This window comes from Enterobacter sp. Ap-1006, assembly GCF_011752835.1.
Taxonomy (GTDB): domain Bacteria; phylum Pseudomonadota; class Gammaproteobacteria; order Enterobacterales; family Enterobacteriaceae; genus Cedecea.
In genome coordinates this window covers 509,163-532,195 of the sequence record NZ_VWWU01000003.1, presented here as the reverse complement: position 1 = coordinate 532,195, position 23,033 = coordinate 509,163, and the positions used below count along the sequence as shown (strand labels likewise).

Sequence of the window (23,033 nt, the reverse complement as noted above, 5' to 3'; positions counted from 1 at the left end):
TTTACCTGCCTGAACGGAAATAAATTGCAATATCTGTCACAAAAAGGGGGCGTATTGAGGAAATTTCCGTACACTTGCGTACTCTGATTAACAGGAAGAAATACTCCAGGAGATAAAGCATGAAGTGGCAACAACGTGTAAGAGTGAGAACCGGACTGGGTTGCTGGCAGATTATGCTGCATCTTGCGGTGGTCGCTGCGTTGCTCGTTGGCTGGAAAACCGCGACCCTGATCCCCGTGGGCGTAGGGCTATGCCTGCTTTATGTCGCCACCGTGGTGCTGATGTTTATCTTCCAGCGTTTTCACACCGGCTTGCTGCGCGATATCGGTGATTTTCTTGAAGAGCTGACCACTACATGGTATTTCGGCAACGCAATGATTGCGCTGTGGCTACTGTCTCGAGTGGTACAGAGTCACCTTCTTCTGGCGCTCGCCGGCCTGGCAATGCTCGCCGGGCCAGCTATCTTCTCTCTGCTCGCGAAAGACAAATCACGCAATCTTACGCCTAAACATCCAGTACGCCGCTGAACCCGTTGTGGCCGCAATCACCAGCAGCGGCCACAAACTCTGCCAGACAATCCCAAAGCTCGCATCCTTCAGGTAAATCTGCTTGGTGATATCGGTAAAATGACGAATCGGGTTTATCCACGTCAAATCCTGCAGCCATACCGGCATGTTTTCCACCGGTGAGACATAGCCGGAGAGCAGGATCGCCGGCATCATAAAGACAAACACGCCAATAAACGCCTGCTGCTGGGTTGAACAGAGGGCGGAAATCAGCAGCCCGAACCCCACCAGCGACAGCCCGTAGATAATCATCGTGAAGTAAAACAGCAGCAGCGAGCCGGAGAAGGGAATGTGGTAGCCCCAAATTCCCACCGCCAGCACAATGGTGGCCTGCACCAACGCGACAATTTGCGCGGGAACCGCTTTGCCAATAAAGATTTGCCAGGTGGCCAGGGGAGAAACCAACAGCTGATCGAGCGTGCCTTGCTCGCGTTCCCGGGCCACGGAGAGGGACGTTACAATCATCACGCCGATGGTGGTAATCATCGCAATCAGCGACGGCACCACAAACCATTTGTAATCGAGGTTAGGGTTATACCAGTTGCGAATAGTCAGCTCGCTGTTGTTGGGTTTGGGCAGGCCGGTCATCAGCTCTTGCTGATAGTTATTGACGATTTGCTGGAGGTAATTCGCGGCAATCTGCGCGCTGTTTGAGTTACGCCCGTCGAGCAGAATCTGCAGCTTCGCCGGATTCTGACTGGCAATATCGCGCGAGAAATTTGCCGGGAAACGAATCAGCAGCAGGGCTTTTTGGTTGTCTATCGTCGGCTGTATTTCCTGCGGGCTTTTCAGCAGCAGCACGTGGCTGAAGGCACTGGCGCGGGCAAAACGCTGGGTTAGCTCAATCGAGTGGTTGCCGTTGTCTTCGTTATAGATAGCGATGGTGGCATTGGTGACCTCAAGCGTGGCGGCAAACGGGAACAAAAGCACCTGCAGCAGCACCGGCAAAATCAGGATGGCGCGGGTCTGCGGCTCGCGTAGCAGCGACTGCAGCTCTTTGCGAATCAACGTCCATAAACGATAAAACATGCTTTCTCCCTTAATCGAGCCGACGTTTGGTTTTCAGCGCCGTCAGGCCGATAAACATCCCCGCCGAGGCAATCAAAAACAGCGTGTTGACGATCAACACCGAGGTGATATTCCCCGCCAGGAACAGGCTTTGCAGGGTGCTGACGAAGTAGCGCGCGGGGATGACGTAGGTCACCGCCCGGATAATCGCCGGCATGCTGTCTATCTGGAAAATAAAGCCGGACAGCATGATGGACGGTAAAAATGCGGCGTTCAGCGCGACCTGCGCGGCGTTAAACTGGTTGCGTGTAATGGTGGAGATAAGCAGCCCCATGCCCAGCGTGCTGAGTAAAAACAGGCTGGTGATCAGAAACAGCAGTACCAGCGAGCCGCGCCACGGTACGCCGAGAATAAACACCGTCACCAGCATACAAAGCAGCATGGCTAACATCCCCAAAACATAATAGGGCACCAGCTTGCAGAGCAGCAGTTCGGTCTTCGTCACCTGCGTGGAAAGCAGAGCCTCCATGGTGCCGCGCTCCCATTCCCGGGCCACGACCAGAGAGGTCAGGATAGCGCCAATGACCGTCATGATGATGGTCACCGCGCCGGGAATAATAAAGTGCTGGCTGATGGCCGCAGGGTTAAACCAATAGCGCAGCTGCACCTCGATTAAGGGCTCAAAGTGCTCCCCGCGATCTTCCGCCCGCTGCTGCTGCCAAAGCTGCCAGATCCCCTGCATATAGCCCTGAACAAAGTTAGCCGTATTGGGCTCGCTGCCGTCGGTGATCACCTGAATCGGGGCGGTCGCACCGGGGCGGGCCATGTTCTGCGCAAAGTCGGGCGGAATCGTCACCATGCCGCGAATTTTCCCGGCCTGCATGAGCTGAATCAGCTGCTCGCGGTTATCGCTGATGGTGGGCTCAATAAACGGCGAGGCGCTGATGGCGTGGGTGAAATCCAGCGCGTCTTCGCTCTGCTGCTCGATCAGCACGCCGACGTGGAGGCGGCTGGAATCGAGATTAATGCCGTAGCCGAAGATAAACAGCAGCAGAAGCGGGATAACCACGGCGATTAACCAGCTGCTGGGGTCGCGCACGATTTGCCGGGTTTCTTTCACGCACAGGGCGCGGACGCGGCGCCACGATATCCTTTGGCTATGTTCGTTCATCGCTGTGCTCCTTATCCCACTCGTGAATCAGCCCGATAAACGCCTGCTCCATGGTGGGGTCGGGCGTGTCGTCATCCGCTATCTGCTGTTTTAGGTCGTCCGGCGTGCCGCTGGCAATCAGCTTGCCCCGGTAGACCAGCCCGATGCGGTCGCAGTATTCGGCCTCATCCATAAAGTGAGTGGTCACCATCACCGTCACGCCTTTCTCTACCATGCTGTTGATATGCAGCCAGAACTCGCGGCGGGTAATGGGATCCACGCCGGACGTTGGTTCGTCGAGAAACAGAATATCCGGTTCATGCATCAGCGAGCAGGCAAGCGCCAGCCGCTGCTTAAAACCCAGCGGCAGAGAATCTGTCGTGCTATTGGCGATAGGCTGCAGCGCAAACGCCTCGCTCATGCGGGCAATTTTGTCCTGCTGAGCGCGCCCGCGAAGGCCATAAACACCGGAGAAGAAACGGAGATTTTGTGCCACCGTCAGGTTGCCATAGAGGGAGAATTTTTGCGCCATGTAGCCCAGGTGCTGGCGTGCTTTACCGGAGCTGGTTTTCAAATCCATGTCCAGCACCAGGGCTTTGCCCGAAGTGGGGACTAACAAACCACACATCATCTTGAAGGTGGTGGACTTGCCGGCGCCGTTAGGGCCAAGCAGCCCGAAGATTTCACCGCGCTTAACGGCAAAGTTAACGTGGTCGGTGGCGGCAAAGTCGCCGAATTTTTTGGTTAGCTCTTCGGCCTGAATCACCGTCTCACCTGACTTGCCGTCAACGGTATGAAGAATATCGCCCAGCGGCGATTCGTTCGCGGCGGCGCCACCCAGTAAATCAATAAACGCGTCTTCAAAGCGCGGGTCAGTTTCTTTCAGGCTGGACTCGGGCACGTGCAGGGCATTTGCCAGATCGTTCACTTTCGCCTCTTTGGCAAGGATCAGCCGCACAGAGCGCCCCTGAATCACGCCGTCGCTGACCTGCGGCAGCTTCAGCGCGCGCTGAAGTAGCTGGCGATTATTCTCCTGATCGTGGCTGACCAGCAGTGAACGCCCGGCCATCTTCTGCGTCAGCGCTTTCGGCGCACCGTGATAAAGCAGCTCGCCTTCGTTCATCAGCAGGATTTCTCGGCACTGCTCGGCCTCATCGAGATACGATGTGCTCCAGAGGATCAGCATGCCTTCGCCCGCCAGCTCGTGCACCATTTGCCACAGTTCACGCCGGGATATGGGGTCTACGCCTACGCCAGGTTCATCCAGCAAAAGGACTTTCGGCTGGCCGACGAGCGTACAGGCGAGACCAAGCTTTTGCTTCATCCCGCCTGAGAGTTTGCCCGCCAGCCGCTCGGTAAACGGCCCGAGAGAGGTGAATTCCAGCAGTCGGGCAAAGGTGCTTTTACGCTGCTCCCCGGTCACGCCGCGCAGGTCGGCATAAAGCATCAGGTTTTCCATTACCGTCAAATCTTCGTACAGGCCAAATTTCTGCGGCATGTAGCCCAGTTCAGCGTGCAAAGCGCGATCGTCTTTAATCGGGTCGAGGCCGATCACCGAGGCTGCGCCTTCGCTTGGCTGCAGCAATCCAGCCAGCATCCTCATTAGCGTGGTTTTCCCCGCGCCATCCGGGCCGACCAGGCCGGTGACTGCCCCGGCATGAATTTCGCAATCCAGGCTGGCGACGGCCGGTTTTTCAAGGCCAGGGAAACGCTTCTCCAGCCCCTGCAGATGAATGACCGCGTCATTGCTGCTCATGCTGAGTTCCACCGTTGAATTTCACCGTAACAGGCATGCCCTGACGCAGCGCGTCATCTGCATCGGTCACGATAATGCGTAAGCGGTAGACTAAATCCGTGCGCAAATCGGGAGTTTCAACCGTTTTTGGCGTGAACTCCGCCGTTGGAGACACAAATCCCACTTTGCCGTGGTATGGCTTGTCCGGGCGGCCATCGGTGTAAATCAGCAGTTCGCTGCCGGGTTTGGCCTGCCCGAGGTTGGTTTCGTCGATATAGGCGCGAACCCACACCGGGCGAGTGAGCGACAGGGTGAGTACCGTGCTGCCTGCGTTAAGCATGCTGCCGGGTTCAACGGCACGGGTCAGCAACGTGCCGTCAGAAGGCGCAATCAGAGTGGTGTCCTGCAGATCTAGCTGCGACTGAGCCAGCTGTGCTTTGGCTTGCTGAAGGCTGGCCTGCGCCTGAGCGATTTCCTGCGGGCGGTTGCCGCTGCGGTACTGACTGAGCTTATCCTGGGCCGCTTTCAGCGTGGCTTTTGCCTGGTCGCTGGATGAGCGGGCGTTGGCTAAATCATTCGCCGAGATGGTTTTGGTCGCCCACAATCCCTGCTGGCGCTGGTAGAAGTTTTGCGCATAATCATAGGCCGCCTGCGCCTGGTTAACCTGTGCTGCAGCCTGGGCTATTTCTTCGTCGCGGTAGCCCGCAATAATCAAATCGTACTTAGCCTGGGCGGCCGCAACGTTGGCTTCGGCCTGGCGCAAAGCATTTTCATACGGTGCTTTATCTATCAGCCCCAGCGGTTCACCGGTTTTGATTGCATCGCCTTCATCTACCTCAAGCGCCGCGAGTCGCCCTCCCACGCGGAAACTAAGGTTAACGGTGCGGATATCCACGTTGCCGTAGAGTGTTAGCTCACTGTTTTGCTGGCTCTGATACCATTTCCAGCCGCCAAACGCCGCGGCCACGAGCACTAGAATCACAATGACGGCAATCACCGGCTTCTTATTGTTCATCACTAGCTTTTCCTCTGTTTACGGATAATCCCTGCAGGATGAAATCAACGTGGCTCAGCACCACGCGGCTTATTTGCTGCACTTTGGCCTGGTCAAACTGAGGCCAGCCGGTGCGCAACAGAATCGTTTCTCGCCCAAGCCGGAAGGCCAGCACCTGGCCGAGCAGCGTGTGGGTATGCAAAATAGTGTCGGTATCAAAAGGATCTCGCCCGGTGTAATGCGCCACCAGCGTGGTCAGCAGAGTGTGCATCGGGTCGATAACCTGCTGGTGAATAAGCTGATAAGCGGCGGTCGGGGAAAGCTGTTCGCGGGAGATAAATTTGCTCAGGTTGAGCGTGTCGTCGGCGGTCAGCAGGGCGATCATTTGCCCGAGCGCGGTATGAATAAGATGCCGTATTTTCTCTTTGTCCGGTTCGGGCTGGCACAGAAGGGCTTCTGCGTGGGCAACATGCTCGTGAAAATTACCGCTGATAAAATCGGCAATCCACTGAGCGGAAGCCATATACAGCGCTTCTTTGGAGCCAAAGTAGTAGGTGATCGCGGCAATATTTTGCCCAGCCTGGGCGGCGATATCTCGCGTGGTGGCGTGCATGCCATATTCAGCGAATTGCGCGATGGCGGCGGTGATGAGCGTATTTTTAGCCTGCTCTCCGCGGCTGGTGACCGGCGTCGGCGAAGGTGTCATACCGACCTCTTAAAATGTTAATCAATCGATTGATTAAGAGTAAGCAAAGTTATCAACCCTGTCCAGTGCAAGGCTTTATTCTGCTTGTGGAGAGGAAAATGAGAATTTATGCGGAAGATCACAAAAACTGCTACACTGCACGCGAACGGCGCCGTGGTTTGCGCCTCCTCTCTTCGCCAGCTTAGCGCTGGCGCGTGATGTTCCCCCTGGAAACTACACCGCACAATGCGGTCAGGGCGGTTCTGGAGTTCCTATGTCTTTTGATTCTCTCGGCCTGAATGCCGATATTTTGCGTGCGGTGGAAGAGCAGGGCTATCGTGAGCCTACCCCAATTCAGCGCCAGGCAATCCCGGTAGTCTTATCAGGCCGTGACCTGATGGCCAGTGCCCAAACCGGCACCGGCAAAACCGCAGGCTTTACCCTGCCGCTGTTACAGCGTCTGACCGACAGCGCGCCTCACCTGAAGGGCCGTCGCCCGGTGCGTGCGCTGATCCTCACCCCGACCCGCGAACTGGCGGCACAGATTGGTGAGAACGTCCGCGACTACAGCAAATATTTAAATATCCGCTCGCTGGTTGTCTTTGGCGGCGTGAGCATTAACCCGCAGATGATGAAGCTGCGCGGCGGCGTGGATGTGCTGGTAGCAACCCCAGGTCGTCTGCTGGATCTTGAGCATCAGAATGCGGTGAAACTCGATCAGATCGAGATTCTGGTGCTGGACGAAGCCGACCGCATGCTGGATATGGGCTTCATTCATGACATTCGTCGCGTGCTGGCTAAACTGCCTGCACGCCGCCAGAACCTGCTGTTCTCCGCAACCTTCTCCGACGACATTAAAGCGCTGGCTGAGAAGCTGCTGCACAACCCGGAAGAAGTGGAAGTGGCTCGCCGCAACACGGCGTCTGAGCAGGTCACGCAGCACGTTCACTTTGTGGACAAAAAGCGCAAGCGGGAACTGCTGTCGCAGATGATTGGCGAAGGCAACTGGCAGCAAGTGCTGGTGTTCACCCGCACCAAACACGGCGCTAACCATCTGGCAGAGCAGCTGCAAAAAGACGGTATCACCGCGGCGGCAATCCACGGCAACAAGAGCCAGGGCGCTCGTACACGCGCGCTGGCGGACTTCAAAAGCGGCGGTATTCGCGTGCTGGTGGCGACCGATATCGCGGCTCGCGGCCTGGACATTGAAGAACTGCCGCACGTTGTTAACTATGAGTTGCCGAACGTGCCGGAAGACTACGTGCACCGTATTGGCCGTACCGGTCGTGCGGCAGCCACCGGTGAAGCACTTTCTCTGGTGTGCGTGGACGAGCATAAGCTGCTGCGCGACATCGAGCGTTTGCTGAAGCGCGAGATCCCACGTATCGCATTGCCAGGTTTTGATGTTGATCCGTCCATTCCGGCCGAGCCAATCGTCAACGGTCGTCAGCAGCGTGGCGGCGGTGGTCGTGGCGGTCAGGGCGGTCGCGGTGGTCAAAGCCAGGGGCAGGGCCAGCGTCGCGGTGGCAACGGCGGGAACGCAAATGCTTCCGGTGAGCGTAACAACGGCCCGCGTCGCAGCGGTAAACCGCAGGGCGAAGGTGCTGCGAAGCCGGCAGGGGACAATACCCGTCGCCGTCGTCCACCGCGTAAACCAGCGGCAGCGCAGTAAGTTTCATACCCTCACCCTCTCCCTTAAAGGGAGAGGGGATTAAAGATCCCCGCATTTCTTCTGCTTCTTTGAAGGTGGGAACTAGCGGAATCCCAGGTTTTCCGCCTCTCCCCTCTGGGGAGAGAGTTGGGGTGAGGGGATAACAATACTAATATTTTCGGATACGTCATGCGTGTTCTTCTTGCCCCGATGGAAGGCGTTCTCGACTCGTTAGTTCGCGAACTTCTTACCGAGGTTAACGACTACGATCTCTGTATCACCGAATTTCTTCGCGTGGTCGATCAGCTGTTGCCGGTTAAATCTTTCCTCAAACTTTGCCCCGAACTCGATCATGCCAGCCGCACGCCATCCGGTACGCTGGTTCGCGTCCAGCTTCTGGGACAATACCCGCAGTGGCTGGCTGAGAACGCAGCTCGTGCGGTCGAACTCGGCTCCTGGGGCGTGGACTTAAACTGCGGCTGCCCGTCAAAGCTGGTCAACGGCAGCGGCGGCGGGGCGACTTTGCTCAAAGATCCCGAGCTCATCTACCGCGGCGCGAAAGCCATGCGTGAGGCTGTGCCAGCGCATTTGCCGGTCACGGTAAAAATTCGCCTCGGCTGGGACAGCGGTGCGCGTCAGTTTGAAATTGCTGATGCCGTGCAGCAGGCGGGGGCGACAGAGCTGGTGGTTCACGGGCGTACTAAAGAAGACGGCTACAAAGCCGAGCTTATCAACTGGGGTGCCATCGGTGAGATTCGTCAGCGGCTGTCGATCCCGGTCATCGCTAACGGCGAAATCTGGGACTGGCAAAGCGCGCAGGATTGCCTTGCGGCTACGGGATGTGATTCGGTGATGATTGGGCGCGGGGCGCTGAATGTGCCAAACCTGAGCCGGGTTATCAAATACAATGAGGCGCGAATGCCATGGGCCGAGGTTGTTACCTTGTTGCAAAAATACAGCCGTCTCGAAAAGCAGGGCGATACCGGGCTGTATCACGTGGCAAGGATTAAACAGTGGCTTGGTTATTTGCGTAAAGAATACGCCGAAGCAACGGAGCTGTTTGCCCTCATTCGCACGTTAAAAACGTCCGGTGAAATCGCCAATGTTATTGGCGCGTTAAAATAATTTCTTTTAGATAACCCGTTAATTGAACTTTTAATTGGCGGGCATTTTCTCTAAATTAATTTATCTTCTTTCATTATTTCCTGAATAGAGTTCACAAAATTTCATTTTTATTTTATTTAGTGCTGGAGCTGGTTTCTGCATGATGCCAATATAGTCCCATAAATTACATCCAGGATTGCTACTGTCTAACAGGCAAAACCTAAATTCATTCTCCGCGTGCCGGGAAGTGAATTTAGGTTTTTTTTTGCTTCTTTTTTATTAAAACAAGGGACGTTTATCATGTACTCACGCACAAAAATAACCGGTGGCATGATGCTGCTGTTTGCCTTGGGAGGTATGCCCGATGCGTTGGCCAGTTATGCTCACTTTGACGGCGGCCTGCTAATGGACAGTCATCTCGATGCCACCTTAAAAAATGTCTGGATGCTGAATACTACCGACGCGATGGCAGATCAGGACATTGGTGACCAAAATGCCTGGGCTCAGGCGGTGCATCTGGACTGGCAAAGCGGCTGGCTGTGGGATCACGTTGGGGTCGATGCCTCGTGGTATGGCGTAGCGAAGCTGTACGCCAACGATGCCTTCTACGGTAGAGACTTGTTGCGGGACAAAAACGGCAAAGCGCAAGGCTTCAATAAGCTTGGGCAACTGTATGCCAAAGCGCGATGGGGCGACGCTGAGCGGCATCTCTCTCTTTGGGCTGGCTGGCGTCAACTCTATAAATTCGGCGCGTTAAACGTCACCCGCAGCCGTGCCGCCCCCAGTACCTGGGAAGGCGTTAGCGCCGAGTTTGCATGGGACGACTTTGGCGCAAAGGCCGCCGTTGTGAACCGCTTTTCTGAGCGCGATGAGCCAGAAAAACGCCGCTTTCGCACCCTAAAAACTAACAAGCAAATTGACTACATTGCGACCAGTGAACTGAGCTGGTCTCCGGCAAAAGGTAGCAAAATCAGCTACATTGCCGCTGAGAGCGATAGCTATCTTCTCCGCCACGGGCTTGAAGCGAATGCCGTAGTGCCGTTTAGTAAAGATTTCAATCTCCTGGCGCGAAGCACTTACTACTATGCTCGGGGCCTCAGCGATTGGGAGGGGGCTCGAGGGTTCAGCCGCAGCGCACAACATCTTTTTGCCCTTGTCGGCTATCAATACGGGCGAGCGGAATCTGGCCTCGGTTGGTCATACACTCGAGCGCCGCTGGATAATGGTTTAGGTCATTTTTATTGGCACTTTGGTAAAAACACCCGGGGTGCCTTTAATAGCAAAGCCGATGGCGAGGGCAATGACTACATTAACGACGGTGAACAAATGCTGTATTTATACAGCCAGTATCAGATCTTGCCTGAATTATTAGTGGGCATCTACGGCAATTACGGTTTTGGCATGCAATACAAAGGTGTTGATTTAAAAGAGTGGGAGTATGGGGGTTATTTTCTCTGGCATAGCCCGCAGGTTAAAGGTCTGAACGTATTCGCCGGGTTTGGGCCGAGCTATAGCTGGAAATTAACGTCTGGCAGAATGCCATCCCTGGACGAAAACAATCATAGTTTCCGCCGTGCGAAAGGCGTAGGGGGAAGCGTACGCGTTGAATATCGGTTTAATTTATTTTGATTACGTCATAAATAAGGAGTGAATATGAAAAAGAACATCATCGCCGGGCTGGTGCTCACGTTAGTTGCAGGTTCCGCTTTTGCCGCTGAGCGCCCCATGCGTATTCTGGTCGTCAATGATGATGGCTGTGAGTCGGTTGGGACAACCTCACTGCAGGAGAAGCTGGTGGCCAAAGGATATGACGTCTGGATGGTGGCACCGTCCACCAATCAAAGTGGTATTGGTTCGGCCATTACCTTTAAACCGAATAAAATATTCGACGTTAAAAAGGTGGCCGACAAGCGCTACTGCTTCCCTGGCACCCCCGCCGACGCCCTTGACTTCGGCGTGCTGGGCGTGATGAAAGATACGCCGCCTGACCTGGTTATCTCCGGCGTGAACGACGGTCCCAATACCGGCGTTGCGCAGCTGAACTCTGGCACCATCGGTGCCGCAGCCCGCGCGGTTCGGTATGGTTATCCGTCGATTGCCGCCAGTATTGGCTATATTCTCAACGAGCAGGAGATGAAGGCCGGGTGGCCAAGTACGCATAAATTCTGGCCGGACTCAGTCGACTACGTGGTTGGCCTTGTGGATACGCTCGCGAAAACCTGGCAACCGGGTCAGCCGCTGCTACCCGCCGGTTCGGGGTTAAGCATTAACTATCCGCCGTTAGAAAAGCAGGCCATTAAGGGCATGAAATTTGTTGAAAATGAGCAAAATCCGGTGCCTCAGCACTACTACAAACTGTTGCCTGACGGTAAAGCGCAGCAAATCATGAGTGAGAAAGTGTTGACGCCGGTGGACGCTGATACCGATACCGGCTGGCTAAACCGTGGATATATTACCTGGACCGTCTTTGACGGAGAGTGGAATGCGCCGCAGTTTGACGAACAGTATCGCAAACTGTTTGCAGCAGAAACCGCGGCTAACTAGTCAGGCAGTGTCGCGATCGCTATCACGGTTTTCGCCCTACGAGCTTGAGCGATATATCCTCCGTGATAGAGTGCATATGTTGGATTGTTACTGCGCTTAGCAGGCAAAACCTGATCATCTGGCTCTGCCAGAGGTCAGGTTTTTTTGTTTCTGGGGTAACCATGGAAATCGCCAAGATACTGAACAATAACGTAGTGGTTATTCTCGACGAGCACCAGCGCGAACAGGTGGTGATGGGGAAGGGGCTGGGCTTCCAAAAAAAGCCCGGAGATGACCTCGATCGCAGCAAAATAGAAAAAGTGTTTGCCCTGCAAAGCGATGAGCTGGTGGCGAGATTAAGCGAGCTGCTGAACCAGATCCCGCTGGAGGTGATGACCGCCTGCGATCGTATTATTCAACTGGCGCGCGAACGCCTCGGTAAGCTACAGGAAAGTCTCTATATTTCGCTGACGGATCACTGTCACTTCGCGATTGAGCGGCAGAAAAAAGGCATGGCGATACGCAACGTGCTGTTGTGGGAAATCAAGCGGTTATATCCCAAAGAGTTTGCTCTGGGGCTGGAAGCCATTGGCATTATTCACCGGCGTCTCGGCGTGCTGCTTGCTGAAGATGAAGCGGGGTTTATTGCGCTGCATCTGGTGACAGCCCAGCTTGAAGGCGAAATGCCAGAGGTGATGGATATCACCCGCGTAATGCAGGAGATCCTGCATATCGTGAAGTACCAGCTGCAAATTGAATACCAGACCGAGAGTCTGAGCTATCAGCGCTTTGTCACGCATTTGAAGTTTTTTGCTCAAAGAATGCTGAACCGCACCACCGTGGCGGATGATGATGAAGCTCTGCATGCGGCGGTGAAAGATAACTACCCGTTGGCGTGGCGCTGTGCAGAGAAACTTCAGCGGCATCTGGCCAAAAGCTACCAGCGCGAGTTGACCAACGAAGAAATTATGTTCCTCGCTATCCATATTGAGCGAGTGCGCAAAGAGAGCCGCAAGGCTTAAATAACAAAACGGATTGTGACTGCTTCGGCAGGCAAAACCTGAGCGTTAGCTTCCCTGCGGGGCGGCTGGCTCAGGTTTTTTTTTAACTTTACTCAGCAGACATCGCCCGCGGGCGGGACGTAAAAGGAACAGGGTTATGGACTATCAAGGGCTGGCGCAGGCTATCCTGAAACATGTCGGTGGCAAGGAAAACATCGTCAGTCTGGTGCACTGTGCGACCAGGCTGCGTTTCAAACTGAATGATTCCTCGCTCGCAGAGCCTCAGGCGCTGAAGAGCAACCCGGGTGTTATCACGGTGGTGGAGAGCGGGGGGCAATTCCAGGTTGTGATTGGCAACCACGTTCACGATGTTTATACGGCGGTCTGTGCTGCGGCGGGCATCAGTGAAGAGGCCGTAACAAAAGAAATCCAGGGCGAAAAAAGCAACTTATTGAACCGGCTTATCGATATCGTTTCGGCAATTTTTACCCCTTTCCTGGGCGTGATGGCCGCCTCGGGTATCCTGAAAGGGATGCTGGCGCTCAGCGTTGTTTGCGGCTGGCTAAATACCGAATCGGCCACCTATACAATCTGGTTCGCTGCCAGCGATTCGCTGTTTTACTTCTTCCCGTTGGTGCTGGGTTATACGGCCGGGAAAAAATTTGGTGGCAGCCCGTTTTTGACGATGGCCATTGGGGGAGCACTTACGCATCCGCTGATTATGCAGGCTTTCGAATCTGCCTCTCAGTCTGAACGTTTTCTTGGTCTGCCCGTCACCTTTATCAACTACAGCTCCTCGGTGATCCCAATTATCTTTGCCGCCTGGGTGAGTTGCTGGCTGGAAAAACGTTGCAATAAGGTATTCCCGGCAGCCATGAAGAACTTTTTCACGCCTCTGGTTTGCCTGGGCGCCGTAGTGCCGCTGACTTTCCTGATTATTGGACCGGCAGCAACCTGGCTGAGCCAAATGCTGGCGCATGGCTATCAGGCCATTTATGCCTTTGCGCCGTGGCTGGCGGGCACCGTTATGGGGGCTATCTGGCAGGTCTGCGTCATATTCGGCCTGCACTGGGGCCTGGTCCCCATCATGATCAACAACCTCAGCGTACTGGGGCAGGACACGCTGATGCCGCTCCTGCTGCCGGCGGTAATGGGGCAGGTCGGTGCCGCGCTGGGGGTCTTTCTCTCTACGCGTGATACAAAGCTCAAAGTTCTGTCGGGCTCAGCGGTGACCGCGGGGATCTTCGGTATCACTGAACCAGCGGTGTATGGCGTGACGCTGCCTAACCGCCGTCCCTTCATTTTTGGCTGCATCGCCGGGGGCATTGGCGGGGCCATTGTCGGCTTTAGCCAAAGCCATCTTTATTCCTTCGGGCTGGCGAGTATTTTCAGCCTGGCGCAGATGCTTCCACCGGGCGGCATGGACAGCACCGTGTGGGGGGCCATCATCGGTACTCTGTTATCACTGCTGCTGGCCTGTGCACTGACCTGGGCTTTTGGTCTGCCGCGCAGCGCGCCAGCTTCATCATCACCCACGGCCATTGCCGGAGATGAAGACATTCTGGCACCGATGAGCGGCACGGTACTGGCGATGGACCAGGTTCCTGATGCTACGTTTGCAGAGGGGTTGTTGGGTAAGGGCGCGGCCATTATTCCACTGACAAACGAAGTCCGCGCGCCGTTTTACGGTGAAGTCGCCTCGCTATTTCAGACCCGGCATGCCATTGGCTTGCTGAGCGACAGCGGTATTGAAGTCTTAATCCATATTGGCATCGACACGGTGAAGCTGGAGGGACAGCACTTCACTGCCCACGTCCAGCCGGGAGACAAAATTAAACCCGGCGATCTGCTCATTACGTTTGACCGCGAGGCCATCCTCGCCGCCGGGTACGACCTCGCTACGCCGATAATTGTCAGCAATAGCGAGGATTACCGGGAAGTCACCCGCGTGACGCAGCAGTCCAGCATCAATTCAGGTATGCCGTTCCTGACGGTAGAACGTTAAGCAAAGGAGAGTGACATGACAGCATTTCCGAAGACATTTCTGTGGGGCGGGGCTATCGCCGCAAACCAGGTTGAAGGCGCGTGGCAGGAGGGCGGAAAGGGCATTTCTACCTCGGATGTCATGCAGCAGGGGGTATTTGGCCCATTGAAGGAGCGCGTGCCGGGAGACAGCGGTATTAAAGATATCGCCATCGATTTTTACCACCGCTACCCGCAGGACATTGCGCTGTTTGCCGAAATGGGGTTTAGCTGCCTGCGTATTTCCATCGCCTGGACGCGCATTTTTCCGCAGGGCGACGAGTCTGAGCCAAACGAAGCCGGGCTGGCGTATTACGACAAACTGTTTGATGAGCTGGCGCAGCACGGGATTCAGCCGATGGTGACCTTGTCTCACTACGAAATGCCGTGGTGGCTGGTGAAGCAATACGGCGGCTGGGGCAATCGCAAAGTCATTGACTACTTTGAGCGTTACGCCCGCTGTGTTTTCATCCGCTATCAGCATAAAGTGAAGCTGTGGCTGACCTTCAATGAAATCAACATGTCGCTTCATGCGCCGCTGACCGGCGTCGGGCTGGAAGGCGAGCCGAACAAAGGCGAAATTTATCAGGCTATCCATCATCAGCTGGTTGCCAGCAGCCTGGCGGTGAAAGCCTGCCACGAAATCATCCCGGAGGCGAAAATCGGCAATATGCTGCTGGGCGGCCTGATGTACCCGCTCACCTGTAAACCGGAAGACGTGCTGGAAACGCTGCAGGAAAACCGCAGCTGGCTGTTCTTCGGCGACGTCCAGTGTCGGGGCCGCTATCCTGGCTATATGCAGCGCTATTTCCGCGATAACGGCATTCAGCTTGAAATCAGCGAGAACGACCGCGAACTTCTGAAAAACACCGTTGATTTTATCTCATTCAGCTATTACATGACGGGCTGCGTGACGGCAGATGCGGAGCTTAACGCGAAATCCCGCAGCAATATTCTCAGCATGGTGCCAAACCCGCATTTGCCAGCGTCTGAATGGGGCTGGCAAATTGACCCGACCGGCATGCGCATCCTGCTCAATATACTGTGGGATCGCTACCAGAAACCGCTGTTTATTGTCGAAAACGGCCTGGGGGCGAAAGATAAGCCCGAAGCTGACGGCACGATCAACGACGATTACCGCATCAGCTATTTGAACGATCATCTTGTGCAGGTGGGCGAGGCGATTGAGGATGGCGTAGACGTGATGGGCTACACCAGCTGGGGGCCAATCGATCTGGTTAGTGCGTCGAAAGCCGAACTGTCGAAGCGCTACGGGTTTATCTACGTTGATCGCGATGACCAGGGGCACGGCACGCTTGCGCGATCGAGAAAGAAAAGCTTCCACTGGTATAAAGAGGTGATTGCCACGAATGGCGGCAGCCTGAAGCGCTAACTAACTGAAATAAAGCAAATTTACATTCAGTCTAAAAGAGGGAAATACGTTTCCCTCTTCCCTTTCTGCTCTATTACGCCACATTCACCAGCCGCTGAATAAACCCGCGCAGCCACATCAGCGCGGCATCGCTGTTATGGCGCTGATGCCACAATAAAGCAACCTCAAACGGCGGAACGTCTACCGGAACCGGGCTTGCAGCCAAACCCCAGGTTTTCTGCCAACTGGCTGATAATCCTGCCGGCACGGTAGCCAGCGCGGGCATTTGCATCAGCAATCCCGGCAGCGCAGCAAAATGCGGCGTGGTGTAGCTGATGTGGCGCGTCTGCCCGAGCTTTGCCAGCAGGGTGTCTATCTGGCTGCTGTTGGCTTCACGATAGCTGACCAGCACGTGCTGATGGGCGACGTATTCTTCCAGCGACAGCGGTGCACTGGCCTCGATGTGCTGCGGGTGCCAGAGCGTCACAAAATTCATGCTGGTCAACACTTCACGCTCCAGCCAGCGGGCGCTTTGGTTCGCCACGCTGATCGCCATATCCAGCTCGCCGCCTTCCAGCCTTTGGGCGTCGGTAAACGGGTCACTGGCGACAACGTTAATGCGCATCCCCGGCGCGTCCTGCTTCAGCGCGGGAATGAGTTTTGGCATCAGCCACATTTCCACCCAGTCGGTCATGCCGATGGTCACGGTCGCTTTGGCGCTGGCCGGGCAAAACTCAGCCTGCTGGAAAAGAGCGCTTTGCAGCTGCTCCAGCAGAGGCATCAGCTCGGTGTGCAGTTCGCTTGCGCGCGCGGTGGGCTGCATGCGGTGGCCGCTGCGAATAAACAGCGGGTCGTCGAACATATCCCGCAATCTTGCCAGCGCGCCGCTGACCGCAGGCTGCCCGAGGTGCAGCTTGTCGGCCGCCAGCGAGACGCTTTGCTCGCGGAACAGCACGGCAAAAGCGATCAGCAGGTTGAGATCGATTTTTCGGAAATCATTTTCTTTGATAGTCATCATTTCTCCAATCAATTGGCGTGATGATACGCCCGACGGGATACTGGCGGCAAGCTGAACACCTGCCTGGAGAATGAAATGAAAACTTTCCTCATGCTGCTAACGCTTTTAGGCGGCACAATATCCGTTTCTGTCCTTGCCACGCCGCAGGCTATAACGCAGCAGCAATCGCCTGGATATTACCGCATGATGCTGGGAGACTGGCAAATTACGGCGGTGTCGGACGGCACGGTAGTCGTACCGCTGGATAAATTGCTGACGCATATCACGCCGCAGAAGTTACGCCAGCGTATGGCGGAGGACGCGATGACGCCCGCCGCAGAAACGTCGATCAATGCCTTTGTTATCAATACGGGGCGCGAGCTGATTCTGGTTGATACGGGAGCCGGGGAATTATTTGGCTCTGCGGGTGGGCACCTGCTGGAGAATTTACGGGCGGCAGGTATTGCCCCTGAAGATATTTCTCTGGTGTTGCTAACCCATATTCATGCCGATCATTCCGGTGGGGTGGAATACCGTGGCAAGCCTGCTTTCCCCAACGCGACGGTTCGCGTGGAGCAGAAAGATGTCGATTTCTGGCTCAACCCCGCTCACCTCAGCGACGTTGAGCCGGGCCAGCGGCATACCTTTGCTGAATCTGAACGTTCGCTGCGTCCGGTAATTGACGCCGGTAAGCTCACCACTTTTCATGCCCCGGCTGAAATCCTTCCGGGCATCGAAGCCATTCCTGCCGCAGGCCACACGCCGGGCAGCGTGATTTATCGTGTTAGCCGTGGCGGCCAAAACATGCTGATGTGGGGCGATATTATTCATGCCAAAGCGGTGCAGATGCCCGATCCCGAAGTGGCGATTCATTTCGATGTTAACCAGCAGCAGGCGGTTGCCACGCGTGAGAAGGTGTTAAAACTGGCGGCTCAGGAAGGCGACTGGGTCGCGGCGGCGCACATTGCTTTCCCGGGAATTGGTCATGTGAAACAAGAAGGCAAAGCCTGGCGCTGGGTGCCGGTAAACTACAGCAGCCGATCGGATTGATAACTAAAGGCGCCACAACAACGTGGCGCCACGCGTTTTTAAAAGATCATTTTGAATACGCCGGTCACCACCAGCAGCCCGATGAGGAAGATAATCAGAATGGCCCATAAAATAATTTTCATTAGCGCTCCTTACCTTTTAGTTGGCTCTTTTTGAGTATAGGCAAGGATACGAAGACGGGGGAGTTGCCTCCCCGTAGACGGAATAATCGAAAAAAAGGTACCACTGCGCTTTAGCGTTGGGGTTTACCTGCCGCGAGCAGGAAGATCATTGGTCGTTCGGCCTCTTCTGCCAGCCCGGGGTTGAGGGCAATTTGTTCGGCTTCCGGGCCCCATTCGTCGAGCTTTTCAATCACAAAGCCGCTTTCAATCAGGGCATTAATCCAGGTGGCCAGCTTGCGGTGCTGCTTTTTCACGCCTTCGGCAAACCAGTTGCTGAGACGCTCGCCTTCCTGCTGATAATGATTCACCGGCCAGCTGCGTTGCCCGGCCCGATCCTGCAGCCAGGCCTGCGTTGCGGGGGCGGTATAGATCGGGTGCTCGGCGGTAAAGACCAGCTTGCCGCCCGGCACCAGCGCCTGTTCAAGCGTGGTAAACAGCGGGCGAATGTCTTCCAGGTAGTGAAGCGCCAGCGAACTGTAGGCCAGATCGAGACTGTTTGCCGGCAGTTGCAGGGCGGAAAGATCTTCCTGGCGATATTCGATCCCGGGGCCATCGGTCATTTCACGGGCTTTGGCGAGCATGAGCGTCGATACATCCAGCCCGACTGTTTTTGCCGCGCCAGCATCTCTTGCATAGCGGCAAAACCAGCCGTAGCCGCAGCCTAAATCCAGCACCTGCTTGCCCGCCAGTGGCGGCAGCATCGCCTGAACTTTTGCCCATTCAGGCGCGCCATCCAGACCTTTAACAGAGCGGTCCAGCGTGGCATAGCCGGCAAAAAAGGCCGGATCGTCATAGATATTTTGCGTCATAAATCCTCTTAATTACTGAGGCCATCATTGGCCAGCAGGAATTTTAGACGCGACGCCGCCGGAAAGAAAACCGGCTCCGGCGGCAAAACCGTTAAAAACCGAAGTAACTGAGCTCTGGATGATCGTCCGGGCGGCGGCCCAGCGGCCAGAAAAAGGCTCGCTCGCTCTCTTTGATTGGCGTGTCGTTGATACAGGCGTGGCGGTTAATCATCAGGCCCTGTTCATCAAATTCCCAGTTTTCGTTGCCAAAGCTGCGGAACCAGTTGCCGGAATCATCGTGCCATTCGTAGGCGAAGCGCACCGCAATGCGGTTCCCGTCGTGTGCCCAGATCTCTTTGATCAGCCGGTAGTCCAGCTCCCGCTGCCATTTGCGGGTTAAAAAACCGACGACGGCTTCACGGCCAGCAACAAACTCGGCGCGGTTGCGCCAGTGGGTATTCAGGGCGTAAACCTGCGAGACGCGTTCAGGATCGCGGCTGTTCCAGGCGTCCTCCGCCAGGCGAACTTTTTGTTTTGCCGTCTCGAGCGTAAACGGGGGAACCGGGGGTTTTACTGTCATGGTCTGCTCCTGTGAAATGTAGACAGGTCTGTCTACTCTTCTAAGCTATCCTGGGTAGACAGATTTGTCTACATACGTCATGATAGATTTTTAACAGGAGAAATCATGCCTACTGCTGCGACCCCCGGCGCCCGTGACCGTATTTTGCACACCGCGCACGACTTGTTTTACCGCGACGGTATTCGTGCCACCGGCATAGACCGAATCATCAAAGAAGCCAGCGTCACCAAAGTGACCTTCTACCGGCATTTTCCGGCCAAAGACGACCTGATCCGTGCCTTTCTGGACTACCGCCATCAGCGCTGGATGACGTGGTTTAGCCGCACGCTGGAAGCGCAAACCGGAGAAGGGAAAGGGGTGATGGAAGCGTTAGCGGCCACCTTGCAAAACTGGTTTGACGACGAGGCATTTCGCGGCTGTGCGTTTATCAACTCGGCGGTGGAAATGGCCGAGGCTCTGCCGGACACGCTGCCGATTGCCCGGGCCCATAAGCAGGCGATGGTGGAATGTCTGGCGGGTTATTTGCCCGATAATGCCGAAGGCAGGCAGCAGGCAACAATGCTGGCGCTGGTGATTGACGGGGCGATAGTCAAAGCCCAGCGCGATGGCCGCGGTGAAGAGGCGCTTCTGCTGCTGCGGGCATGGCTGGCGCTGCTGCCCGCAGCAGAGGGTTAATCCTCTTTTTGCCGGTGCTTGAACCACAGGCGGGCGGCCACGACCAGCACCACGGCAACAATAAGCCAAATCCAGTGGCGCAGGTGCGTATCCAGGCTGTGCAGCCACGGGCCGACGACTTCACCGCCGAGATAGCCGAGCGTCGTAAACAGCGTGGCCCACAAGATAGCCCCGCAGATATTCAGCGGGATAAATAGCTTTGGCGGCAGCTTGCTGGCGCCGATGATAATCGGCCCGACGATGCGAAACCCGTACATAAAGCGGCTGCCAATCACGAACAAATAGGGATGGCGGTTGATCAGCGCCTGCGCCTTGGCCACTTTCTTTTGATGCTTCTTAAAGCGAGCCAGCAGGGCGCTGCCGAAATGCCTGCCGACCAGGAACAGCACCTGATCGCCAATCATGCCGCCCAGGGCGACAGACAGGACGACTAATGGGAAGGTTAAAAGCCCCTGATGCGCGGCCACACCGCCTAGCAGGGTAATGGTTTCCCCCTCTGCCATACTGCCGATAATTAGCGCGGCGTAGCCATACTGTTCTATTAAGCCATTGATATCCATTAAGCTGGACTCTCCTCCATGTAAAATACTTACCTAAAGCATACAACTCATCGCCGCCGGGCTTGTACAGAATCGGAGATATTTTTCGTCTGGTTAAATAATAACCTGAAGGTGAATTATACTTGGAGTATCGCAAGCATTTGCGCCGCAGGTCCGGAGGTTGTATGAGCCATGTCTGGGGATTGTTTTCCCATCCTAATCGGGAAATGCAGGAAATTAAGCGCGAGAACGAATCCGTCTCGCATCACTACACTCACCATGTGCTGTTGATGGCGGCCATTCCCGTCATCTGCGCGTTTATCGGCACCACGCAAATCGGCTGGAACTTCGGGGACGGCACCTACGTTCAGCTCTCTATGTTTACCGGCCTGTATCTGGGCATTCTTTTCTACGCTCTGATGCTGGGCGGCGTCGCGGTGATGGGCCGGGTTATCTGGTGGATGGCGCGTAACTATCCGCAGCGTCCGTCGCTTGCCCGCTGTATGGTTTTCGCAGGGTACGTGGCCACGCCGCTGTTCTTAAGCGGGATTGTGGCACTTTATCCGCTGGTCTGGCTGTGCGTGGCGGTAGGCGCCCTGGCGCTGGTCTACACCGGCTATTTGCTCTACGTTGGCGTGCCGGACTTCCTCGGCATCGACAAAGAAGAGGGGATGAGTTTTTCCAGCTCAACCCTGGCCATTGGCGTGCTGGTGCTGGAAGTACTGCTGGCCGTCGCGGTGATTCTGTGGGGTTATGGCTACCGTTTGTTCTGACGGGGCGAATTAACAGAAAGTTTTGATATAACGTTACGATTCTTAACTGGCAGTCAAGCGGGGCGGCGGAGTATGATTCCGGCGCCCCGCACGTTTATGTCATCCCGATGACGCTTAGCGGTGAGCCTCTACTTTTCCGGAATCATTACAGAAGTGTCACCATGCCGACAAAAATCCGTTTATCGTTGTTCAGCCTTGCGCTGATGATGACTGTGCCTTTTGCCCCGCAGGCAGAGGCCAGTAAGGTCGCCACCCACGCGGCCAGCGCCGGTCAGGAGATTGCCTCCGGCAGCGCCATGATTGTCGATCTGCAAACTAACAAGATTCTCTATTCCAGCCATCCGGATCTGGTTCGTCCTATTGCCTCCATCACCAAGCTGATGACCGCGATGGTAGTGCTGGACGCCCACCTGCCGATGGATGAAATGCTGAAAGTGGACATCAGCCACACGCCTGAAATGAAGGGCGTTTACTCTCGCGTTCGCCTGAACAGCGAAATCAGCCGCAAAAACATGATGCTGCTGGCGCTGATGTCGTCAGAAAACCGCGCGGCGGCGAGCCTGGCACATCACTACCCTGGCGGCTACGACGCGTTTATTCGCGCGATGAATGCGAAGGCGAAGTCCCTTGGCATGACCCACACCCGTTATGTGGAGCCGACCGGCCTGTCCATTGAGAACGTCTCAACCGCGAGCGACCTGACCAAACTGCTGGTGGCCACACAGAAATACCCGCTGCTGGGCCAGCTCAGCACCACGCATGAAGATATGGCCACCTTCCGCAACCCGGCTTATACGCTGCCGTTCCGCAACACCAACCATCTGGTGTACCGCGAAAACTGGAATATTCAGCTGACTAAGACCGGTTTTACCAATAACGCGGGCCACTGCCTGGTGATGCGCACGGTCATCAACGGCCGCCCTGTGGCGCTGGTGGTGCTGGACGCGTTCGGGAAATACACCCACTTCGCCGACGCCAACCGCCTGCGAAACTGGATGGAAACCGGCAAAGTGACCCCGGTTCCGGCGGCGGCGTTAAGCTACAAGCGCTCTAAAGCGGCGCAAATGGCGAACAACACCCCAGCAGGTTCAGAAGAAGAGTAATCAGTCCGGCAGCGTCCCGTCTCCACCGTTGAGGGGGCGCTGCATCATCACCGTGTCTCGCCAGTCACCCAGCTTAAAGCCAACGCTTCGCAAACATCCGACGGTTTCAAACCCCTGCTGGCGGTGTAATTTGCACGATCCGGTATTATTTTCCCCGTCGCCAATCACCGCAATCATCTGCCGCCAGGGCCCTTTTTCACACAGCGCGATGAGCTGGCTCAACAGGGCTTTGCCTATTCCACGCCCGGTCATAGCAGCGTCGATATATACCGAATCCTCAACCGTGTAGCGGTAGCCGGGGCGAGGGCGGTACAGCGTGGCGTAGCAGTAACCCACCACTTGATTATCAATCACCGCGACCAGCCACGGCAGGCCATGAGCGCGAACCGCCGCCAGTCGCTCGGCCATCTGTTTTTTATCAGGCGGGGTTTCTTCAAACGATCCTTTGCCGTGCAGCACGTGCCAGGCATAAATCGTTGTCATAGCGGGGATATCGTCGGGGGTGGCTTCCCTGATGAGTACGGCAGGGAAAGGCAGAGTTTCTACTGCGGACATC

At 55.7% G+C, this 23,033-nt stretch carries 23 protein-coding genes; 12 read left to right on the top strand and 11 right to left on the bottom strand.

Annotated features, from left to right (window positions below):
* Positions 1 to 119: 119 nt before the first annotated feature.
* On the top strand, positions 120 to 527 hold the full coding sequence (locus F3J28_RS10695) for a YbhQ family protein (RefSeq protein ID WP_008456275.1): 408 nt from the start codon (positions 120 to 122) through the stop codon (positions 525 to 527).
* Here the strand turns inward: F3J28_RS10695 and F3J28_RS10690 are convergent.
* The 5 genes from F3J28_RS10690 to cecR are packed head-to-tail and all read right to left on the bottom strand — an operon-like array spanning position 489 to position 6,159.
* Positions 489 to 1,595 (bottom strand): ABC transporter permease, encoded by a 1,107-nt coding sequence (locus F3J28_RS10690; protein WP_166875710.1) that lies wholly within the window; start codon positions 1,593 to 1,595, stop codon positions 489 to 491. The genes F3J28_RS10695 and F3J28_RS10690 overlap by 39 nt on opposite strands.
* Positions 1,596 to 1,605: 10 nt before the next feature.
* Positions 1,606 to 2,745: an ABC transporter permease gene (locus F3J28_RS10685; RefSeq protein ID WP_166875708.1), complete on the bottom strand. Its 1,140-nt coding sequence runs from the start codon at positions 2,743 to 2,745 to the stop codon at positions 1,606 to 1,608.
* Positions 2,732 to 4,480: an ATP-binding cassette domain-containing protein gene (locus F3J28_RS10680; RefSeq protein ID WP_166875705.1), complete on the bottom strand. Its 1,749-nt coding sequence runs from the start codon at positions 4,478 to 4,480 to the stop codon at positions 2,732 to 2,734. The genes F3J28_RS10685 and F3J28_RS10680 overlap by 14 nt, the downstream gene beginning before the upstream one ends.
* On the bottom strand, positions 4,467 to 5,474 hold the full coding sequence (gene hlyD, locus F3J28_RS10675) for a secretion protein HlyD (RefSeq protein ID WP_166876602.1): 1,008 nt from the start codon (positions 5,472 to 5,474) through the stop codon (positions 4,467 to 4,469). Before hlyD ends, F3J28_RS10680 begins: the two co-directional genes overlap by 14 nt.
* Positions 5,464 to 6,159 carry a transcriptional regulator CecR gene (gene cecR, locus F3J28_RS10670; RefSeq protein ID WP_166875702.1) on the bottom strand — a complete coding sequence of 232 codons (696 nt, stop codon included), beginning with the start codon at positions 6,157 to 6,159 and terminating at the stop codon, positions 5,464 to 5,466. Before cecR ends, hlyD begins: the two co-directional genes overlap by 11 nt.
* Before the next feature lie 253 nt (positions 6,160 to 6,412).
* Here cecR and rhlE point away from each other — a divergent pair, with 253 nt between their 5' ends.
* The 7 genes from rhlE (at position 6,413) to F3J28_RS10635 (ending at position 15,832) form a co-directional block, all read left to right on the top strand.
* Positions 6,413 to 7,810, top strand: a complete 1,398-nt coding sequence (gene rhlE, locus F3J28_RS10665; RefSeq protein WP_008456288.1) for an ATP-dependent RNA helicase RhlE — start codon at positions 6,413 to 6,415, stop codon at positions 7,808 to 7,810.
* Between the two features lie 168 nt (positions 7,811 to 7,978).
* Positions 7,979 to 8,914, top strand: coding sequence for a tRNA dihydrouridine(16) synthase DusC (dusC, locus tag F3J28_RS10660; RefSeq protein ID WP_166875699.1), 936 nt, complete (start codon positions 7,979 to 7,981; stop codon positions 8,912 to 8,914).
* Between the two features lie 279 nt (positions 8,915 to 9,193).
* Positions 9,194 to 10,522 carry an OprD family outer membrane porin gene (locus F3J28_RS10655; RefSeq protein WP_166875696.1) on the top strand — a complete coding sequence of 443 codons (1,329 nt, stop codon included), beginning with the start codon at positions 9,194 to 9,196 and terminating at the stop codon, positions 10,520 to 10,522.
* A 24-nt stretch (positions 10,523 to 10,546) separates the two neighbouring features.
* A complete protein-coding gene (surE, locus tag F3J28_RS10650) occupies positions 10,547 to 11,437 on the top strand; it encodes a 5'/3'-nucleotidase SurE (RefSeq protein ID WP_166875693.1) in 891 nt (296 codons plus the stop codon).
* A 161-nt stretch (positions 11,438 to 11,598) separates the two neighbouring features.
* Positions 11,599 to 12,438: a BglG family transcription antiterminator LicT gene (gene licT / locus F3J28_RS10645; RefSeq protein WP_166875690.1), complete on the top strand. Its 840-nt coding sequence runs from the start codon at positions 11,599 to 11,601 to the stop codon at positions 12,436 to 12,438.
* 136 nt (positions 12,439 to 12,574) lie between these two features.
* Entirely contained in the window at positions 12,575 to 14,422 is a 1,848-nt protein-coding gene (bglF, locus tag F3J28_RS10640) for a PTS beta-glucoside transporter subunit IIABC (protein ID WP_166875687.1), read from the top strand.
* Positions 14,423 to 14,437: 15 nt separating this feature from the next.
* The gene (locus F3J28_RS10635; RefSeq protein WP_166875684.1) at positions 14,438 to 15,832 is read left to right on the top strand and encodes a glycoside hydrolase family 1 protein; all 1,395 of its coding nucleotides are present in this window, start codon (positions 14,438 to 14,440) and stop codon (positions 15,830 to 15,832) included.
* A 73-nt stretch (positions 15,833 to 15,905) separates the two neighbouring features.
* On the opposite strand, the gene F3J28_RS10630 is transcribed toward F3J28_RS10635, so the two are convergent.
* Positions 15,906 to 16,826, bottom strand: a complete 921-nt coding sequence (locus F3J28_RS10630) for a LysR family transcriptional regulator (protein ID WP_166876599.1) — start codon at positions 16,824 to 16,826, stop codon at positions 15,906 to 15,908.
* Between the two features lie 78 nt (positions 16,827 to 16,904).
* On the opposite strand from F3J28_RS10630, the gene F3J28_RS10625 reads away from it, so the two are divergent.
* Positions 16,905 to 17,858: an MBL fold metallo-hydrolase gene (locus F3J28_RS10625; protein WP_166875681.1), complete on the top strand. Its 954-nt coding sequence runs from the start codon at positions 16,905 to 16,907 to the stop codon at positions 17,856 to 17,858.
* Positions 17,859 to 17,896: 38 nt separating this feature from the next.
* Here the strand turns inward: F3J28_RS10625 and yohP are convergent, their stop codons facing one another.
* The 3 genes from yohP to F3J28_RS10610 all read right to left on the bottom strand — a co-directional run bounded on the left by yohP (position 17,897) and on the right by F3J28_RS10610 (position 19,387).
* Positions 17,897 to 17,980: a small membrane protein YohP gene (gene yohP, locus F3J28_RS10620; RefSeq protein ID WP_008456306.1), complete on the bottom strand. Its 84-nt coding sequence runs from the start codon at positions 17,978 to 17,980 to the stop codon at positions 17,897 to 17,899.
* A gap of 110 nt (positions 17,981 to 18,090) precedes the next feature.
* Positions 18,091 to 18,828, bottom strand: coding sequence for a class I SAM-dependent methyltransferase (locus F3J28_RS10615; RefSeq protein ID WP_166875678.1), 738 nt, complete (start codon positions 18,826 to 18,828; stop codon positions 18,091 to 18,093).
* Between the two features lie 91 nt (positions 18,829 to 18,919).
* Positions 18,920 to 19,387: a nuclear transport factor 2 family protein gene (locus tag F3J28_RS10610; protein ID WP_166875675.1), complete on the bottom strand. Its 468-nt coding sequence runs from the start codon at positions 19,385 to 19,387 to the stop codon at positions 18,920 to 18,922.
* A 105-nt stretch (positions 19,388 to 19,492) separates the two neighbouring features.
* On the opposite strand from F3J28_RS10610, the gene F3J28_RS10605 reads away from it, so the two are divergent.
* Entirely contained in the window at positions 19,493 to 20,062 is a 570-nt protein-coding gene (locus tag F3J28_RS10605) for a TetR/AcrR family transcriptional regulator (protein WP_166875672.1), read from the top strand.
* On the opposite strand, the gene F3J28_RS10600 is transcribed toward F3J28_RS10605, so the two are convergent.
* The gene (locus F3J28_RS10600; RefSeq protein ID WP_166875669.1) at positions 20,059 to 20,622 is read right to left on the bottom strand and encodes a DedA family protein; all 564 of its coding nucleotides are present in this window, start codon (positions 20,620 to 20,622) and stop codon (positions 20,059 to 20,061) included. The two genes, F3J28_RS10605 and F3J28_RS10600, sit on opposite strands and share 4 nt — an antisense overlap.
* 164 nt (positions 20,623 to 20,786) lie before the next feature.
* On the opposite strand from F3J28_RS10600, the gene F3J28_RS10595 reads away from it, so the two are divergent.
* Entirely contained in the window at positions 20,787 to 21,374 is a 588-nt protein-coding gene (locus tag F3J28_RS10595) for a Yip1 family protein (protein ID WP_008456316.1), read from the top strand.
* A gap of 161 nt (positions 21,375 to 21,535) precedes the next feature.
* Positions 21,536 to 22,477, top strand: coding sequence for a D-alanyl-D-alanine endopeptidase (gene pbpG, locus F3J28_RS10590; protein ID WP_166875666.1), 942 nt, complete (start codon positions 21,536 to 21,538; stop codon positions 22,475 to 22,477).
* Here pbpG and F3J28_RS10585 read toward each other — a convergent pair whose 3' ends face one another.
* Positions 22,478 to 23,032 carry a GNAT family N-acetyltransferase gene (locus F3J28_RS10585; RefSeq protein ID WP_166875663.1) on the bottom strand — a complete coding sequence of 185 codons (555 nt, stop codon included), beginning with the start codon at positions 23,030 to 23,032 and terminating at the stop codon, positions 22,478 to 22,480.
* Position 23,033 lies beyond the last annotated feature (1 nt).

Coding starts and splice junctions, on each gene's coding strand:
- F3J28_RS10695 (WP_008456275.1), top strand. CDS start 120: ATGAAGTGGCAACAACGTGTAAGAGTGAGAACCGGACTGGGTTGCTGG.
- F3J28_RS10690 (WP_166875710.1), bottom strand. CDS start 1,595: ATGTTTTATCGTTTATGGACGTTGATTCGCAAAGAGCTGCAGTCGCTG.
- F3J28_RS10685 (WP_166875708.1), bottom strand. CDS start 2,745: ATGAACGAACATAGCCAAAGGATATCGTGGCGCCGCGTCCGCGCCCTG.
- F3J28_RS10680 (WP_166875705.1), bottom strand. CDS start 4,480: ATGAGCAGCAATGACGCGGTCATTCATCTGCAGGGGCTGGAGAAGCGT.
- hlyD (WP_166876602.1), bottom strand. CDS start 5,474: ATGAACAATAAGAAGCCGGTGATTGCCGTCATTGTGATTCTAGTGCTC.
- cecR (WP_166875702.1), bottom strand. CDS start 6,159: ATGACACCTTCGCCGACGCCGGTCACCAGCCGCGGAGAGCAGGCTAAA.
- rhlE (WP_008456288.1), top strand. CDS start 6,413: ATGTCTTTTGATTCTCTCGGCCTGAATGCCGATATTTTGCGTGCGGTG.
- dusC (WP_166875699.1), top strand. CDS start 7,979: ATGCGTGTTCTTCTTGCCCCGATGGAAGGCGTTCTCGACTCGTTAGTT.
- F3J28_RS10655 (WP_166875696.1), top strand. CDS start 9,194: ATGTACTCACGCACAAAAATAACCGGTGGCATGATGCTGCTGTTTGCC.
- surE (WP_166875693.1), top strand. CDS start 10,547: ATGAAAAAGAACATCATCGCCGGGCTGGTGCTCACGTTAGTTGCAGGT.
- licT (WP_166875690.1), top strand. CDS start 11,599: ATGGAAATCGCCAAGATACTGAACAATAACGTAGTGGTTATTCTCGAC.
- bglF (WP_166875687.1), top strand. CDS start 12,575: ATGGACTATCAAGGGCTGGCGCAGGCTATCCTGAAACATGTCGGTGGC.
- F3J28_RS10635 (WP_166875684.1), top strand. CDS start 14,438: ATGACAGCATTTCCGAAGACATTTCTGTGGGGCGGGGCTATCGCCGCA.
- F3J28_RS10630 (WP_166876599.1), bottom strand. CDS start 16,826: ATGACTATCAAAGAAAATGATTTCCGAAAAATCGATCTCAACCTGCTG.
- F3J28_RS10625 (WP_166875681.1), top strand. CDS start 16,905: ATGAAAACTTTCCTCATGCTGCTAACGCTTTTAGGCGGCACAATATCC.
- yohP (WP_008456306.1), bottom strand. CDS start 17,980: ATGAAAATTATTTTATGGGCCATTCTGATTATCTTCCTCATCGGGCTG.
- F3J28_RS10615 (WP_166875678.1), bottom strand. CDS start 18,828: ATGACGCAAAATATCTATGACGATCCGGCCTTTTTTGCCGGCTATGCC.
- F3J28_RS10610 (WP_166875675.1), bottom strand. CDS start 19,387: ATGACAGTAAAACCCCCGGTTCCCCCGTTTACGCTCGAGACGGCAAAA.
- F3J28_RS10605 (WP_166875672.1), top strand. CDS start 19,493: ATGCCTACTGCTGCGACCCCCGGCGCCCGTGACCGTATTTTGCACACC.
- F3J28_RS10600 (WP_166875669.1), bottom strand. CDS start 20,622: ATGGATATCAATGGCTTAATAGAACAGTATGGCTACGCCGCGCTAATT.
- F3J28_RS10595 (WP_008456316.1), top strand. CDS start 20,787: ATGAGCCATGTCTGGGGATTGTTTTCCCATCCTAATCGGGAAATGCAG.
- pbpG (WP_166875666.1), top strand. CDS start 21,536: ATGCCGACAAAAATCCGTTTATCGTTGTTCAGCCTTGCGCTGATGATG.
- F3J28_RS10585 (WP_166875663.1), bottom strand. CDS start 23,032: ATGTCCGCAGTAGAAACTCTGCCTTTCCCTGCCGTACTCATCAGGGAA.